We start from the raw sequence: 15,420 nt of genomic DNA, 5'->3' as shown, positions 1-15,420 counted from the left end.
ACTAGATTAAAAAATGATCTCTCTATAAGCATAAAAATATTTTCGATAAAAAAGTATAGTAATTCTATAGATTTTGTATATATTTGAATTGTCGATGTTATTTAATGCATCCCGACAATAGAAAGTCATGTGGCCGAGTGGTTAGGCAGAGGTCTGCAAAACCTTTTACAGCGGTTCGAACCCGTTCATGACGTCAGGTTTTAGATTTACAAAAAGCTCAATGTACAATTGAGTTTTTTGTTTATTAGTGTTTTGGTAACAAGAGTTTTATGATTTGCTAAGAAATAAATCCTCAAATTTAAATCAGAAAAAATACCTAACCCGCAGAATTGCTTCTGCTGCCCTATGCTAACCATTGATTATGAATAAGTTGATTTCCGTTTTTAGCTGCTTCGCTTTACTGTTATTTTTTAGTGGAACCAAACCCCATTTTTCTGCACCTGCAAAAGCACCAAATATTTTGCTCATTATGGCCGATGATATGGGCTTTGCCGATATTGGTTGTTATGGTAGCGAGGTAGCCACCCCAAATTTAGATCGACTTGCTGCAAATGGTATCCGTTTCAGGCAATTTTACAATAATGCACGGTGTTGCCCAACGCGGGCATCTTTGCTTACCGGCGTATATCCACACCAGGCGGGCATCGGGCACATGTCTAACGATCCGGAAGACAGTACCAGTTTTAATTATAACCTGCCGGGTTATCAGGGCAGCTTAAACAATAAATGCGTAACCATTGCCGAAGTGCTGAAAACAAAAGGTTATCAAACTTTAATGAGTGGTAAATGGCATGTGGGCTATCATGGCGAACAGCGGTGGCCAATGCAAAGAGGTTTCGATAAATATTATGGACTGTTGGCTGGGGCAACCAATTACTTTAATCCTGCGGGCGGACGTGGATTGATGCTGATGAATGAAAAAGTAAAGCCTCAGGGAGAAAATTTCTACCTAACCGATGCCATTACCGATTATGCGGTTAAATTTCTGGACGAAAATAAAAAGGAAAGTAAAGCACCTTTCTTCATGTACCTGGCTTATACCAGTCCGCATTGGCCTTTAAATGCTTTGGAAGCTGATGTGAAGAAATACCGTGGCCAATATAAAAAGGGCTGGAAAGCGCTTCGTCAGGCCCGCTACGAAAAGATGAAAGCTTTAGGGGTAATTGATCAAAACGCGGGGCTTAGCGATGCTGATGGTGCCGATTGGGATGAGTTATCGCCAGCCAAACAAGACGAAATGGATCACCGCATGGCACTTTATGCTGCTCAGATTGATCGGATGGACCAGAACATTGGCCGTGTAATTAAGCAACTTGAAGCTTCGGGCGAGTTAGACAATACACTTATCTTTTTCCTTTCTGATAATGGTGCATGTGCAGAAGGTGGCCTGCTTGGTGGCGGTTTACCCGAAAACCTTGGTACGAAACTGGGGTATTTGCTCAGTTATGGTCAATCGTGGGCCAATGTTTCCAACACACCTTTCAAAAAATTTAAGCACTGGGTTCACGAAGGTGGAATCAGCACGCCGCTTATTGTACACTGGCCTAAGGCCATTCCTCAGGGCCGTTTGGGTAAATTTACCGATCAGTATGGCTTTTTACCCGATATTATGGCTACCATTGTTGACGTAAGTAAAGCTCAATATCCTTCAACCTATAAAGGTAATGAGATTGTTCCTTTGCAGGGAAAAAGTTTGCTGCCCATCATTTATGGAAAGGAATTACCCGTACATACAGCGCCTGTTTTCTGGGAACACGAAGGAAATGCAGCTGTCAGGCAGGGCAACCTGAAACTGGTAAGTGAGTACCACGCCGGGCAACCAGTTAAATGGGAGCTGTACGATATCAGTAAAGACCGCTCAGAACTGAACAATCTGGCAGCGGCCATGCCTCAAAAAGTTGCCGAATTAAGCACAGCTTACCAAAACTGGGCGAGATACGTCGGGGTGATTCCTTATAGCGAAGTCATTAAAATCAGGGAAGGAAAGCGGAAAGCACCAAAGACAGGAATTTAACCTGGACACCTATTTGTAAGTAGCCTGTGTATGGATTAACATACAGCGCAAAATAGGGGCAAATACTGGGCTTTTTAGGAAAATATGTATATTCGTTTCCTGCCAAGTATATCCAGGTACTGATTTTTCTATGTTCCCTATCCATAAAACGATTGTATGTTCCATATTTTGCTTATGGCTAAATATCAGTGTTTGCTTTTCGCAGACACCTGCTTTTACCATTAAATATTTAGGGGTAGAAAACGGGCTATCGAACAACGTAGTAAACTCTTTATACCTTGATGGTTTTGGTTTTATGTGGATGGGCACTTATGATGGCCTGAACCGTTACGATGGTTACCATTTTAAGATCTTTAGAAATGGCTGGGGCGATGAGCATTCGCTGGTTAACAACCACATTACCGTACTTAATGGTGATAAGAAAAACCGCATTTGGGTGGGCACGCAAAAAGGAATATCTTATTATGATTATGCTGATTCAAAATTTCATCAGCTATTTTATCAGGAGCAAGGCAAAAGAAACGAGGTTGGCTATTCTATTAATGCCATTGCGGTAAGCAAAACCACATCTGTTTATATTGCTACCGATGAAAAAGGGCTTTTTGTACTTAAAAAGGATAGTCAGCTGGCCGAACAAATTCCTTTTGGTAAAAACAGGAATTATACCGTAAAAGCATTATATGTGGATAATCAGGAAACCCTGTGGCTTTTTATTAAAGATGTGGGGTTATGCCGGTTTGATGCCGCTAAAAATGCGATTAGTTTAGTTAATTCCACACTGCGTTCAGTAACCAGTATTGCCGAAGGGGCTAACCAGACTTTGTGGATAGGAACTGAACGCGGGCTTTTTCAGTTTAATAAAGCTACCAACAGTTTAAGCCGGTTTAATCAGCATTTGGCCAACGAAAATATTATGGGATTGTTGCTTGATAAGCAACAAAAGCTTTGGATTTCGACAGATGGTGGCGGCATAACCATTTACGATACCAGGAGCCAGAAAACGAGCTACCTGGCAGCTGGAAAAGAAAAAGACGTGCTGAGCAGTAATTCGGTTGCGCAGGTTTACGAAGATCACGAATCGCGCAAATGGATTGCTACTTTACGGGGTGGAGTAAATATTATCGATCAGGAAAACGAGCAGTTTAAAACCATCAAACACGATCCTTTAAAAAGCAATTCGCTCATCAATAATTTCGTGCTTTCTTTTAGTGAAGACGAAAATAAAAACATCTGGATTGGTACCGATGGGGGAGGTTTAAGTGTGTGGAACCAAAAGCAGAATACCTTTACCAACTATGCAAAAACTGCTGATCCGGGTTCGTTAACCAGTAATTTTGTAACCAGTATTTTAAATGATGCCAATCACAATACCTGGGTAGCGACTTTTAGTGGCGGAATTGATCGTTTTGACAAGGCCAGGGGTAAATTTATCCATTACACCTGCTACAACACAGTAAAAGGTGTTGAGGAAGTTAACCTTTGGAAATTGTACCAGGATAAACAGCAAAACCTTTGGGCCGGTACAACCAAAGGCGGGGCATTGTATCGTTACAATAAAGCAACCGATAAATTTGACCTTTTTGATAACCGTCTTAAAGACATTCATACACTTTTGCAAGATTCGAAAGGCAGGCTTTGGGGGGGTAACTACACGGAGCTGATTAAAATCGACCCGGTAAATAAAAAACACGAATATTTTAAAATCAATTTTGCCATCAGGGCCATTCATGAAGACGCCAGCCATCAGTTATGGATTGGTACAGAGGGTGGAGGACTGCTGCTTTTTGATCCCGCAACGCAAAAAATAAAACGCTACATTCAGCGCGATGGCCTTCCGGGCAATTCGGTATTAAATATTCTGGAAGATAAGCAAGGCAATTTATGGTGCAGTACCTACAATGGCCTTTCTAAATTTGATACTAAAAACAATACTTTTAAAAACTATTATGCAACAGATGGTTTGCAGAGCAATCAATTTAATTACAATGCAGCCTTAAAATTATCAAACGGAAACCTTTTGTTTGGTGGTATTGGTGGTTTTAACCTGTTTTCGCCAGATAGCATTAAAAAGAATAAGCGGATTCCGAAAATAGTGCTTACCGATTTCCGGATCAACAACGTGCCGCTCGATCAGGATTCCAACTATAGAAATGTTTCGGTCGTTAACCTTGAGCGCATTTCTATTCCATTCAATTCAGCCGTAATTTCGGTTGATTATGCTGCGGTAGAGTTTTCTTTTCAGGATCAGATTTCTTACGCTTATTACCTGGAAGGTTGGGATCGTGACTGGAACTACGTAAATAAGCTAAGTACAGCCTACTATTCGCGCTTAAATGAAGGAAAGTACAAGCTGCACATTAAAAGTACCGATACCGAAGGCGCCTGGAGCAACAACGAAAAAATAGTAATCATTACCATTTTGCCGCCCTGGTACCGCACCTGGTGGGCTTATACCATTTATTTAATCATTGGATCATCGTTATTTTACCTTTTCCAGACCTACCGTAACCGCCAGCGTAGATTGAAACATGAGGTAGAAATTACCAACCTGAAAATGGAGCGCGAAAAAGACCTGAACGAGAAAAAACTCAGTTTCTTTACCAACATTTCGCACGAGTTGAGAACGCCATTAACCCTGATTGTTAACCCGATTAAAGATATCCTGTACAAAAAAGAAGCCGGACAGGAAAAAAACGATCTCAACGTGGTTTACCGCAATTCGAGGCGTTTGCTGAGCCTGGTCGATCAGTTGTTGCTTTTCAGGAAAACAGAAAGTGAAAACGATATCCTTAAAGTTGTTCGGATTAACCTGTATAAATTTACCAACGAAATTTTCTTATGCTTTAACTATCTGGCCAAGAATAACCACATCAATTATATTTTTGAATGCGAAGACGAGGAGCAGGATATTTACGCAGATAAGGATAAACTCGAAATCGTATTGTTTAATCTCCTGTCTAACGCACTTAAGTTTACCCCTAAAGGTGGTTACGTTAAATTTAGCGTTAAAACCGATGGCACGCGGGTGCAAATTGAGGTGCGCGACAGTGGTCCGGGTATTCCGGCTGATGTAGGCGAGAAGCTTTTTGATAAGTTTTATAAGGTAATGACCAACGAATCGCTAAAAATGGGATTTGGTATTGGGCTTTATTTGGCCAAAAACTTTGTCGAGCTGCACAAGGGGAAAATCTCTTTCAGTGCAAATCCGGGCATGGGTACTACCTTTCTGGTCGATATTCCTGTTGGCGAGGCGCATTTACCACAACACAGCAGTACTTTACAGAACGAACTTACCTATGTAAACGAGCTGATTGCCCAGGAAGAAGAAATTGAAAATAGCGAAACCGAAAATGTAGGCAACCTCGAATTATTGATCTCAGATCTGCATTCTATTCTGATTATTGATGATAATCCGGAGATTATCGATTACATCAAACATATTTTTCAGGATAGCTTTAAGGTTTACAGGGCCGAAAATGGTTTTGATGGTTTGCGTTTATGCAAAGAATACCTGCCTGATATTGTTATTTCTGATGTAAACATGGATGGACTTAACGGAATTGAGCTCTGTAAGGCCATTAAAGATGACTCGGCATTGAACCACATTCCCGTAATTTTGCTAACCGGCGATCCGAGCCCGGAAATTAAGCTCAAAGGAATTGAGGTGGGCGCCTACGATTTTATCAGTAAGCCTTTTGATAAAGAGTTGTTTACCGCTAAAATCAACAGTATCATTAAGAATCATACCAATTTACAGTCGTATTTTTATAACGAAATCACGCTGAAATCTGATACCCATAAGGTATCGCAGGAGGATAAGGGCTTTTTGCAGAAATGTATCACGATTATTGAAGAAAATTTAATGGAAGATAGCTTTAATGTGAAAACGCTGGCTTCCGATCTGGGGATGAGCCACTCTAATCTCTACAAAAAGATTAAAACTACCTCAGGGCAAAGCATTAATGGTTTTATCAGGTTTATCCGTTTGCGTAAGGCAGCCGAACTTTTAATTAACACCAATTTAAATATTAACGAAGCCGCTTTCAGGGTGGGGATCAACGATAGCAAATACTTTAGAGAACAGTTCCAGAAGCTCTTTAAATTAACTCCTTCAGAGTTTATTAAAAAGCACCGTAAAAGTTTCCATAAATACTATAATATTAACGCTACCACATAAAAGTTACGCTAATTTGAATTTTAAAGCATGTTTTTCTTAAAACGCCCCCTTCAAAGTATGATTTAGCCCCCTGTTTAAAGCTTAAAAAAATCGGTACTTCGGCATTACCAAATAAAACTGAGCAGCCTAAATCTGATTATGTACCAAGCGCCTTTTAAAAATATACTTTTTATCTATTTATGCTTCCTTGTAAGCCTTAAGTGTGTTGCACAAGAAACGCAATTGAGTACTATTGCCGGTAACGGCTGGGCCAATAATTCGGTAAATACAGTTATTTTTCGCAAGAATTCGCTGGTTAGCTTTAAAAATATCCAATACAGCGCTTATTATGATAATGAGCAATACGTTGTACTGGCCAGCCGCAAAGCAGGTAGTAAAAAATGGGAAGTGCAAAGAACCGCTTATAAAGGTGATGCCGGCGATGCCCATAAATCAATCAGTATCATGGTTGATGGGGATGGTTTCCTGCACCTGGCCTGGGGGCAGCACAATAACAATTTAAATTATGCCAGATCTGTAGCGGCTGGTTCATTAATGATGGGCGATAAACAGCCTATGGTTTCGGCAAAAGAAAATAAGGTCAGTTATCCCGAATTTTATAAATTGGCCAATGGCGATTTATTGTTTTTTTACCGCGATGGTGGATCAGGAAATGGAAACCTGATGATTAACCGCTACAGTTTAAAAACCAAAAAATGGACGCGCGTACAAGACGGAATGATTGATGGCGAAGGTCAGCGCAATGCTTACTGGCAGGTGGCTGTAGATCAGGCCGGTACCATTCATTTATCCTGGGTATGGCGCGAAAGCCCTGATGTGGCCAGTAACCACGATTTAGCTTATGCCAAATCTACCGATGGTGGCCTAACCTGGTTAAAATCTACCAATGAAAAATATACCCTTCCTATTACTGCTTCAAATGCAGAGTATGCGCTGCGCATTCCGCAAAAAAGCGAACTCATTAACCAGACTTCAATGTTTGCCGATGCACAGGGTAAGGTATTTATAGCTGCTTACTGGCGCGAAGCCGATGAAACAATTCCACAATATCACCTCGTTTTTAAAACAGAAAATACCTGGAAAGTGAGTGCACTTCATTTCAGGAAAACGCCTTTCAGTTTAAGTGGGGGCGGAACCAAAAAGATTCCCATTTCGCGCCCGCAAATTATTGTTTGGTCAAAAGGGAAAAATTATGCTGCAGGTCTGTTGTTTAGAGATGCAGAACGCGGAAATAAGGCTTCAATAGCTTTGAACAATACTTTAGGCACTGATAAATGGACAATTAAAGACCTTACAGATACCAGCGTGGGTGATTGGGAACCTACCTACGATACCGAACTTTGGAAGAGTAAAGGCATTTTAAGCCTGTTTTTGCAAAATGTAACCCAGGTTGATGGCGAAGGGAAAGCTGCCCAGGCGCCAACGGCTATACAGGTACTAGATTGGAAACCGAATAACAAATAGTGAAGCAATTGAATATGATACATCCTTTTTTTAAATACCTTGCTATTACGGCCATAACGCTTTTTGTTTCGGAAGGTACAGTGCTGGCTCAAGCTAAAAAAAGTTCTGACACGAACGGAAACACGGCCTATCTATTTACTTATTTTACAGGCAACTCCAAAGCAGAAGAAGCCATACGTTTCGCCATTAGCAGCGATGGCTACCATTACAGCGCTTTGAATAACAACAATCCTGTAATTTCTTCCGAGAAAATAAGCAGTACCGGTGGTGTACGCGATCCGCATATTTTGCGTGGGGCCGATAACAAAACCTTTTACATGGTAGCTACCGATATGGTTTCGGCAAAAGGCTGGAATTCCAATCGGGCTATGGTGCTGTTAAAATCAACTGATCTCATCCACTGGACTTCCAGTATTGTAAATATTCAGGAGCGTTTTCCAAACAACGAAAACCTGTTGAGGGTATGGGCACCACAAACCATTTACGATGCCAAAGCTAAAAAGTACATGGTGTACTGGTCGATGAAGCATGGTAATGATCCTGATAAAATTTATTATGCTTACGCCAATGCCACTTTTACCGATCTGGAAACTGAGCCCAAACAGCTTTTTTTCAGCCCTACAAATGGTTCTTGTATTGATGGCGATATTATTTACGAAAAAGGCAAATACAACCTGTTTTTTAAAACCGAAGGAAATGGCAATGGCATAAAAAAGGCTGTTTCTGATGAATTAACTGGCGGTTATAAACTTCAGGATAGGTATTTACAACAAACTACCGAAGCGGTAGAAGGAGCGGGTGTATTTAAATTGAATCATGGCGATGGCTACATCCTGATGTATGATGTGTATATGAAAGGCCGCTACCAGTTTACCAAAAGTACCGACCTGGAGCATTTTACCGTAGTAGATCAGGATATCACGATGGATTTTCATCCCCGTCATGGTACCGTTCTACCCATTACACAGGCAGAAGCCAATAGATTGTTAACCCAGTGGTATAATCCTGCTGCGGTATTGCAAAAGGTTGGTAACAAAGCAATAAAGCAGCACAATATTGTAGTCGATTCGGTGACCAAAACCGTTTATTTGCCTGTTCAGGCAGGTACCAGCCTAAAAGCTTTCAATCCACAGTTTTCAACGGCTTTTGGCGTTTCAGTTTTACCTGTGGGGAATGCAGATTTTAGCAAAGGACCTGTAAAATATACGGTTAAAGTAGGCAATCAAGCTCCTGAAAGTTATTCGGTTAGTGTATCAGCAGATCACAACCCGGTTTTAAACGGGTATTATGCCGATCCGGAAATCCTTTATTCAAACAAAAACAAAAAGTACTATTTATATCCCACCAGCGATGGGTTTACCGGTTGGAGTGGTACTTATTTTAAAACTTTTTCGTCAACTGATTTAGTCAATTGGAAAGATGAGGGCGTAATCCTCGATCTGGAAAAAGATGTTTCGTGGGCCAAAAAGAATGCCTGGGCGCCTACCATTACCGAGAAAAAGATAAATGGCAGCTACAAATACTTCTATTACTTTACAGCTGCGCAAAAAATAGGGGTAGCGGTTGCAGACGATCCCGCCGGACCATTCAAAGACAGCGGCAAGGCTTTAATTTCGAAAAGGCCTGCAGGTACGCGTGGTGGTCAGGAAATTGATCCCGATGTTTTTACCGACCCCAAAACCGGAAAAAGTTACCTCTTATGGGGTAACGGGCACATGGCAGTAGCGCCGTTAAACGACGATATGCTTTCTATTGATACCACTTCCATCCGGGTAATTACACCTAACAACAGTTTCCGCGAAGGCACTGAAGTCTTTTACCGTAACGGAAAATATTATTTCCTATGGTCGGAAGATGATACCCGGAGCGAAAATTACCGCGTGCGCTATGGTTATTCCGATTCGTTTGATGGGAAAATGATTATCCCCAACGATAACCTTATCCTATCTAAAAGACCCGAAAAAGGACTTTATGGTACCGGGCATAACAGCGTAATCCAGGTACCTGGTAAAGATGAGTGGTATATGGTTTACCACCGCTTTAACCGGCCAAAAGGAATTACCATGGGCGATGCCGCAGGCTACAACCGCGAAGTTTGTATCGATAAAATGGAATTTAATGCCGATGGAACCATTAAAGCCGTAGAGCCTACTTTAACAGGAATAAAACCAGTAAAATAATGAACCTATTCAAATTATATAAATCAGTTTTTTCAGCCCTTTGCTTAGCCTTGCTTTCGATGACAGCCTATGCGCAATCTAAAGCAGATGTCCTGGACAAAATTAACCTGGCGAACCAATACTGGCAAACTAACAATAAACCGGAGGTACGCGCCTTTTGGGATCATGCCGCTTACCACACCGGTAATATGGAGCTTTATGCACTCACTAAAAATGAAACCTACCTAAAATACTCCGAAGATTGGGCCGAACACAATAAATGGATGGGGGCAAAATCGACTGATAAGACCAAGTGGAAATATAAATATGGCGAAACAGATGAATATGTGCTCTTTGGCGACTGGCAAATCTGTTTTCAAACCTATATCGATTTATACCACATTAAACCCGAAGCTTATAAAGTTGCCAGGGCTAAGGAAGTAATGGAGTACGAAATGAGCACACCAAATAACGATTACTGGTGGTGGGCCGATGGACTTTATATGGTAATGCCCGTAATGACCAAATTGTACAAGCTTACCGGTAACAAACAATATTCAGATAAGCTTTACGAATACTTTATGTATGCCAACAGCATTATGTACGATAAAGGAGAGAAACTCTACTACCGCGATGCCAAATATGTTTACCCGCAACACAAAAGCGTAAACGGTAAAAAAGATTTCTGGGCGAGGGGAGATGGATGGGTATTTGCCGGTTTAGCAAAGGTTTTGAAAGATTTGCCTGCAAACGATCCGCACCGTGCCGAATATCTAAGCAAATACACAAATATGGCCAAAGCCATCATTAAAAGTCAGCAGGCCGAAGGTTACTGGACAAGGAGCATCCTCGATGCAGCTCATGCACCCGGACCGGAAACCAGCGGTACCGCATTTTTTACCTACGGTTTATTATGGGGAATCAACAATGGTTATTTAAAAGAAAAGACCTACTTACCTGCCGCTAAAAAAGGCTGGGATTACCTTACTAAAACGGCTTTACAGCAAGACGGGAAACTGGGCTATGTGCAACCCATTGGCGAAAAGGCCATTCCGGGGCAGGTAGTTGATGCCAATTCTACAGCTAATTTTGGCGTAGGCGCATTTTTACTGGCCGGCTGCGAAATGTACCGTTATTTATCAAACACCAAATAGTTCTTATTAGCAATGAAATTCAGAAATATAGTTTTAACGTTTGCATTATTCCTTATACTCGGTGCCCCTGCAATGGCGCAAAAAAAAGCTAAAAATGCAAAAGCCGCAGTGTTAACCGACAGGCAGTTCTGGTTACAGCAAATGGACAAAATGGTTCGGCCGGTGCTTTACAACCTGGCTAAAGACAGTTTGCGCATAGCCATGCCTAAAGTTACCTCTATCCATATCGATAACAAGGAACACCGAATAAAAGTACAGTACGTAGAAGTTTTAGGCCGCGTTTTGAGTGGTATTGCCCCATGGTTACAACTGGAAGGAGGCTCGCCTGCCGAAGTTGCATTACGTAAGCAGTACCGTGAATGGGCCATTCAAGGCTTAAAAAATGCTTTAGATTCGAACGCCAAAGATTTTATGAATTTCGATATCGGTGGTCAGCAGTTGGTAGATGCCTCTTATGTAGCTTTTGCCCTGGTGCGTGCGCCCTGGTTATGGGAAAACCTGGATAAGAAAAACCAGGAGCTGATGATGAAATCGATCGTTACTACCCGTCGTTTTAAGCCAGTTTTTTCTAACTGGTTATTGTTTTCGGCCATGAACGAAGCCTTTTTAGCCAAATTTGGTTACAGCTGGGATCCTATGCGTGTTGATTATGCCCTGCAACAAATGGAACAATGGTATACCGGCGATGGCATGTACACTGATGGTACTTCTTTCGCTTTCGATTATTACAACAGCTACGTCATTCATCCTTATCTGGCCGCTTTGGTCGATATTATCGGTTCCAAAACGAATGCCTACAAAGAAATGTTCGAGAAAATTAAAAAGCGCAACGAACGTTACGCCGTTATTCAGGAGCGTTTAATTAATGCCGACGGTACTTATCCGGCCACTGGTCGTTCTATCATTTACCGTGGCGCTGCCTTTCACCATTTGGCCGATATGGCCTGGCGGAAAGCTTTGCCTAAACAGCTAAGTCCGGCGCAGGTACGTTGTGCCTTAACAGCGGTAATCAGAAAAACTTTAGAGAGCCCCACTACCTATAAAAATGGCTGGTTAACCATCGGTCTTTACGGTGATCAACCCAATTTGGGCGATTTTTATAACAACCAGGGTAGTCCTTACATCGCATCCAATATCTTTTTGCCCTTGGGCTTGCCCGAAACAGATACTTTTTGGTCGGCGCCTGCGGCTAAATGGAGCGCACAAAAGATCTGGAGTGGCGAGAACTTTGAAAACGATCATAGTGCAAGCTTAAAATAAGTGGATAAATTAATTAGTGAATACCTATTGAACTCAAACAGATGTTAAGTAAATTACCGTCTTAATAACGATTAAAAAATATTGGTGAAAATTATGCGTACAAAAATCAATTTTATAGCTGGATTTATAGCCTTCAGCTCACTGCTGAGCAGTTACGTTTCGGCACAGCAAACCTACACGTCTTTTACTCCGGGTAAAATCTGGAAAGATGATAAAGGTGTACACATTAATGCCCACGGTGGTGGTATTGTGGAGCATAAAGGTGTTTATTACTGGTTTGGAGAACATAAAATTGAAGGAGAAAAAGGGAACACCGCCCAGGTGGGTGTGCATTGCTATTCTTCAAAAGATTTATACAACTGGAAAGATGAAGGCATTGCACTCCCGGTTTCAGAGGATTTGACCAGCGACATTGCCAAAGGCTGTATTTTAGAAAGGCCTAAAGTGGTTTATAACAAAAAAACTAAAAAGTTTGTGATGTGGTTCCACCTTGAGCTATTGGGTAAAGGTTATGCTGCGGCCAGATCGGGTGTGGCGGTAGCCGATCGTCCTACGGGCCCATATACTTTTATCAAAAGTTATCGCCCAAATCCAGGTAAAATGCCTTTTTATGCTGCCGGAACACCAGAAAAAGATCAGGTAAATTGTACCCAACCTGCCAATAAAAGTGATGGCTTTTTCTGTAGGGATTTCCCAGGCGGACAAATGGCACGCGATATGACTGTTTTTGTTGATGATGATGGTAAAGCTTATCACGTTTTTTCATCAGAAGAAAACTTTACGCTGCATTTGGCAGAGTTAACGCCCGATTATCTCGGCCATACCGGAAAGTTTATACGCATTTATGTAGGTCAGCAAACGGAGGCGCCGGCTCTGTTTAAGAAAAATGGCACTTATTATATGGTTGGCTCAGGCTGTACCGGTTGGGCACCAAACCCGGCGCGATGGTTCAAAGCCAGTTCTATCTGGGGACCATGGACTTACATGGGCAATCCTTGTCAGGGGGAGGGCGCTAAGCTTACCTACGGCGGACAAAGCACACATGTATTACCTGCACCTGGTAAAAAAAGCGAATTTATTTTTATGGCCGATAAATGGGAACCTAAAAATGCGATAGATGGTCGCTATTTATGGCTGCCAATCAAATTTGAAAACGATAAAATCACCATAAACTGGCTCGATCAATGGGATCTGAGCGTGTTTAAGAAGTAGAAAAAACCGATTTTTTAATATAGAACCCAGATGATGAATTGCGCAAAAATGCGCAACAGGGATTTTTTTTGCCCAAAAAATCCGATGACTTAAAAACAAAAATTACAGCATGAAAAAGAAATTACTATGGTTGGTGGCAATATGCTTTTCCTTATCCGCTTCAGCGCAGCAGGCAAAGCATAGCTTTACACTAGGCGAATCAGACTTTTTATTAGATGGAAAGCCCTTCCAGATCATATCAGGAGAACTCCATTATCCGCGTGTACCCAAAGAAGCCTGGCGCGAGCGCATGAAAATGGCCAAAGCCATGGGCCTGAATACCATTGGTACCTACGTATTCTGGAACCTGCACGAACCACAGAAAGATAAATTCGAATTCAGTGGCAACAAGAACATTGCCGAGTTTGTGAAAATTGCACAGGAGGAAGGACTATGGGTTATTTTAAGACCAAGCCCTTATGTGTGTGCAGAGTGGGAGTTTGGGGGCTATCCTTACTGGTTGCAAAACGAAAAAGGGCTGGTGGTAAGAAGTACCGAAAAGCAATACCTCGAAGAGTACCGGAAATATATCCAGCATGTGGGTAAACAACTTGCACCTTTGCAAATTAACCATGGAGGCAACATTATCATGGTGCAGGTCGAAAATGAATACGGTTCGTATGCAGCTGATAAAAAGTATCTTGATATCAACCGGAAAATGTTTATCGACGCTGGTTTTGATGGCTTGTTGTACACCTGCGATCCGGCAGCCGATGTAAAAGACGGACATTTACCTGGTTTATTGCCAGGAGTAAACGGTATCGACAATCCAGAGAAAATCAGAAAACTGGTAAATGAAAACCACAATGGCAAAGGACCATATTTTATTGCAGAATGGTATCCGGCCTGGTTCGATTGGTGGGGAACGGCACATCACACTGTGCCAGCTGCACAATACACTAAAAAGCTAGATTCGGTTTTAGCTGCAGGTATTTCCATCAACATGTACATGTTTCATGGCGGTACTACCCGCGATTTTATGAACGGGGCAAATTATAAAGATATTTCGCCTTACGAGCCGCAAACCAGTAGCTATGATTACGACGCACCTTTAAACGAAGCTGGTAATGCTACCGATAAATTTATGCAGTTTAGAAGCGTAATTGAGAAGCATTTGCCTGCAGGACAAACTTTACCAGCTGTGCCCGCTGCAAAACCCAGCATGGCTATTGCGCCCTTTAAATTAACCGAAAAAACTGCGCTGTTTAACGCATTGCCCGCACCAGTAAAAAATGCTACTCCTTTAACTTTCGAAGACCTTAAGCAAGATTATGGCTATGTACTTTACCGTACCACTATTCAAGGCGGGAGGGAAGGCGAATTGCAGCTTAAACAACTCCGTGATTATGCTATTATCTACGTAAACAAAAAATGGGCAGGTATTTTAGATCGACGGTTAAATCAGAATGCAATAAAGATTACGCTGCCTAAAGGAAAGGTACAGCTTGATATTTTTGTAGAAAACATGGGGCGTGTAAACTTTGGCAAGTATCTGCTCGAGAATAAAAAAGGGATTACCGAGCAGGTGAGCTTTGCCGGTAAAGAAATCAAAAACTGGTCAATGTATGGTTTCCCGTTTAATGATATCAATAGTTACAAAACTAAACCTGCAGCCTTACATGAAAATGGAAATGGTCCGGCGGTGCTTAAGGGTACATTTAATATTAATACTGTAGCCGATACTTATCTCGATATGACCGATTGGGGTAAAGGCGTAGTTTGGATTAACGGACATAACCTGGGCAAGTACTGGTCAATTGGTCCGCAGCAAACTTTATACGTACCGAAGGAGTGGTTAAAGCAAGGCAAAAACGAAGTGGCTGTTCTGGAACTCCTGCAAACCGATCTTCAAATGCTAAAGGCGATAGACCAACCAATCCTAAATACATTAAAAAAATTAAACGTCGATTAAACGTTTAAAAAATCGAAAAATAGGGGTTA

8 protein-coding genes and 1 tRNA gene are annotated in these 15,420 nt (G+C 41.7%); all 9 read left to right on the top strand.

Going from position 1 to position 15,420, the window contains the following annotated elements; translation table 11 throughout:
• Window positions 1-123 precede the first annotated feature (123 nt).
• The 9 genes from OC25_RS00215 (at window position 124) to OC25_RS00175 (ending at window position 15,391) form a co-directional block, all read left to right on the top strand.
• Window positions 124-194 (top strand) — tRNA-Cys (locus OC25_RS00215).
• A gap of 167 nt (window positions 195-361) precedes the next feature.
• Complete coding sequence (locus OC25_RS00210; RefSeq protein WP_052265841.1) at window positions 362-2,014, top strand: arylsulfatase; 1,653 nt, start codon at window positions 362-364, stop codon at window positions 2,012-2,014.
• 130 nt (window positions 2,015-2,144) lie between these two features.
• Window positions 2,145-6,191 (top strand): hybrid sensor histidine kinase/response regulator, encoded by a 4,047-nt coding sequence (locus OC25_RS00205; protein ID WP_082018458.1) that lies wholly within the window; start codon window positions 2,145-2,147, stop codon window positions 6,189-6,191.
• Between the two features lie 222 nt (window positions 6,192-6,413).
• On the top strand, window positions 6,414-7,655 hold the full coding sequence (locus tag OC25_RS00200) for a BNR repeat-containing protein (protein WP_245221820.1): 1,242 nt from the start codon (window positions 6,414-6,416) through the stop codon (window positions 7,653-7,655).
• A gap of 14 nt (window positions 7,656-7,669) precedes the next feature.
• Window positions 7,670-9,835: a glycoside hydrolase family 43 protein gene (locus OC25_RS00195; protein ID WP_082018457.1), complete on the top strand. Its 2,166-nt coding sequence runs from the start codon at window positions 7,670-7,672 to the stop codon at window positions 9,833-9,835.
• Window positions 9,835-10,968 (top strand): glycoside hydrolase family 88/105 protein, encoded by a 1,134-nt coding sequence (locus OC25_RS00190; protein ID WP_039470494.1) that lies wholly within the window; start codon window positions 9,835-9,837, stop codon window positions 10,966-10,968. The genes OC25_RS00195 and OC25_RS00190 overlap by 1 nt, the downstream gene beginning before the upstream one ends.
• A gap of 72 nt (window positions 10,969-11,040) precedes the next feature.
• A complete protein-coding gene (locus tag OC25_RS00185; protein ID WP_245221818.1) occupies window positions 11,041-12,228 on the top strand; it encodes a DUF2264 domain-containing protein in 1,188 nt (395 codons plus the stop codon).
• Window positions 12,229-12,321: 93 nt separating this feature from the next.
• Window positions 12,322-13,440, top strand: coding sequence for a glycoside hydrolase family 43 protein (locus OC25_RS00180; RefSeq protein ID WP_039470491.1), 1,119 nt, complete (start codon window positions 12,322-12,324; stop codon window positions 13,438-13,440).
• Between the two features lie 109 nt (window positions 13,441-13,549).
• Window positions 13,550-15,391 (top strand): glycoside hydrolase family 35 protein, encoded by a 1,842-nt coding sequence (locus tag OC25_RS00175; RefSeq protein ID WP_039470487.1) that lies wholly within the window; start codon window positions 13,550-13,552, stop codon window positions 15,389-15,391.
• The last annotated feature ends 29 nt before the right edge of the window (window positions 15,392-15,420 follow it).

The sequence above is a fragment of the Pedobacter kyungheensis genome, assembly GCF_000812965.1.
GTDB classification, from domain to species: Bacteria; Bacteroidota; Bacteroidia; order Sphingobacteriales; family Sphingobacteriaceae; genus Pedobacter; species Pedobacter kyungheensis.
Note: the sequence above shows the minus strand (reverse complement) of the source record. Positions and strands in the feature narration are given on the sequence as shown.

Bases quoted from the DNA above. Each gene is read 5' to 3' on its own strand.
- OC25_RS00210 (WP_052265841.1), top strand. From the start codon at position 362: ATGAATAAGTTGATTTCCGTTTTTAGCTGCTTCGCTTTACTGTTATTT.
- OC25_RS00205 (WP_082018458.1), top strand. From the start codon at position 2,145: ATGTTCCCTATCCATAAAACGATTGTATGTTCCATATTTTGCTTATGG.
- OC25_RS00195 (WP_082018457.1), top strand. From the start codon at position 7,670: ATGATACATCCTTTTTTTAAATACCTTGCTATTACGGCCATAACGCTT.
- OC25_RS00190 (WP_039470494.1), top strand. From the start codon at position 9,835: ATGAACCTATTCAAATTATATAAATCAGTTTTTTCAGCCCTTTGCTTA.
- OC25_RS00185 (WP_245221818.1), top strand. From the start codon at position 11,041: ATGGCGCAAAAAAAAGCTAAAAATGCAAAAGCCGCAGTGTTAACCGAC.
- OC25_RS00180 (WP_039470491.1), top strand. From the start codon at position 12,322: ATGCGTACAAAAATCAATTTTATAGCTGGATTTATAGCCTTCAGCTCA.
- OC25_RS00175 (WP_039470487.1), top strand. From the start codon at position 13,550: ATGAAAAAGAAATTACTATGGTTGGTGGCAATATGCTTTTCCTTATCC.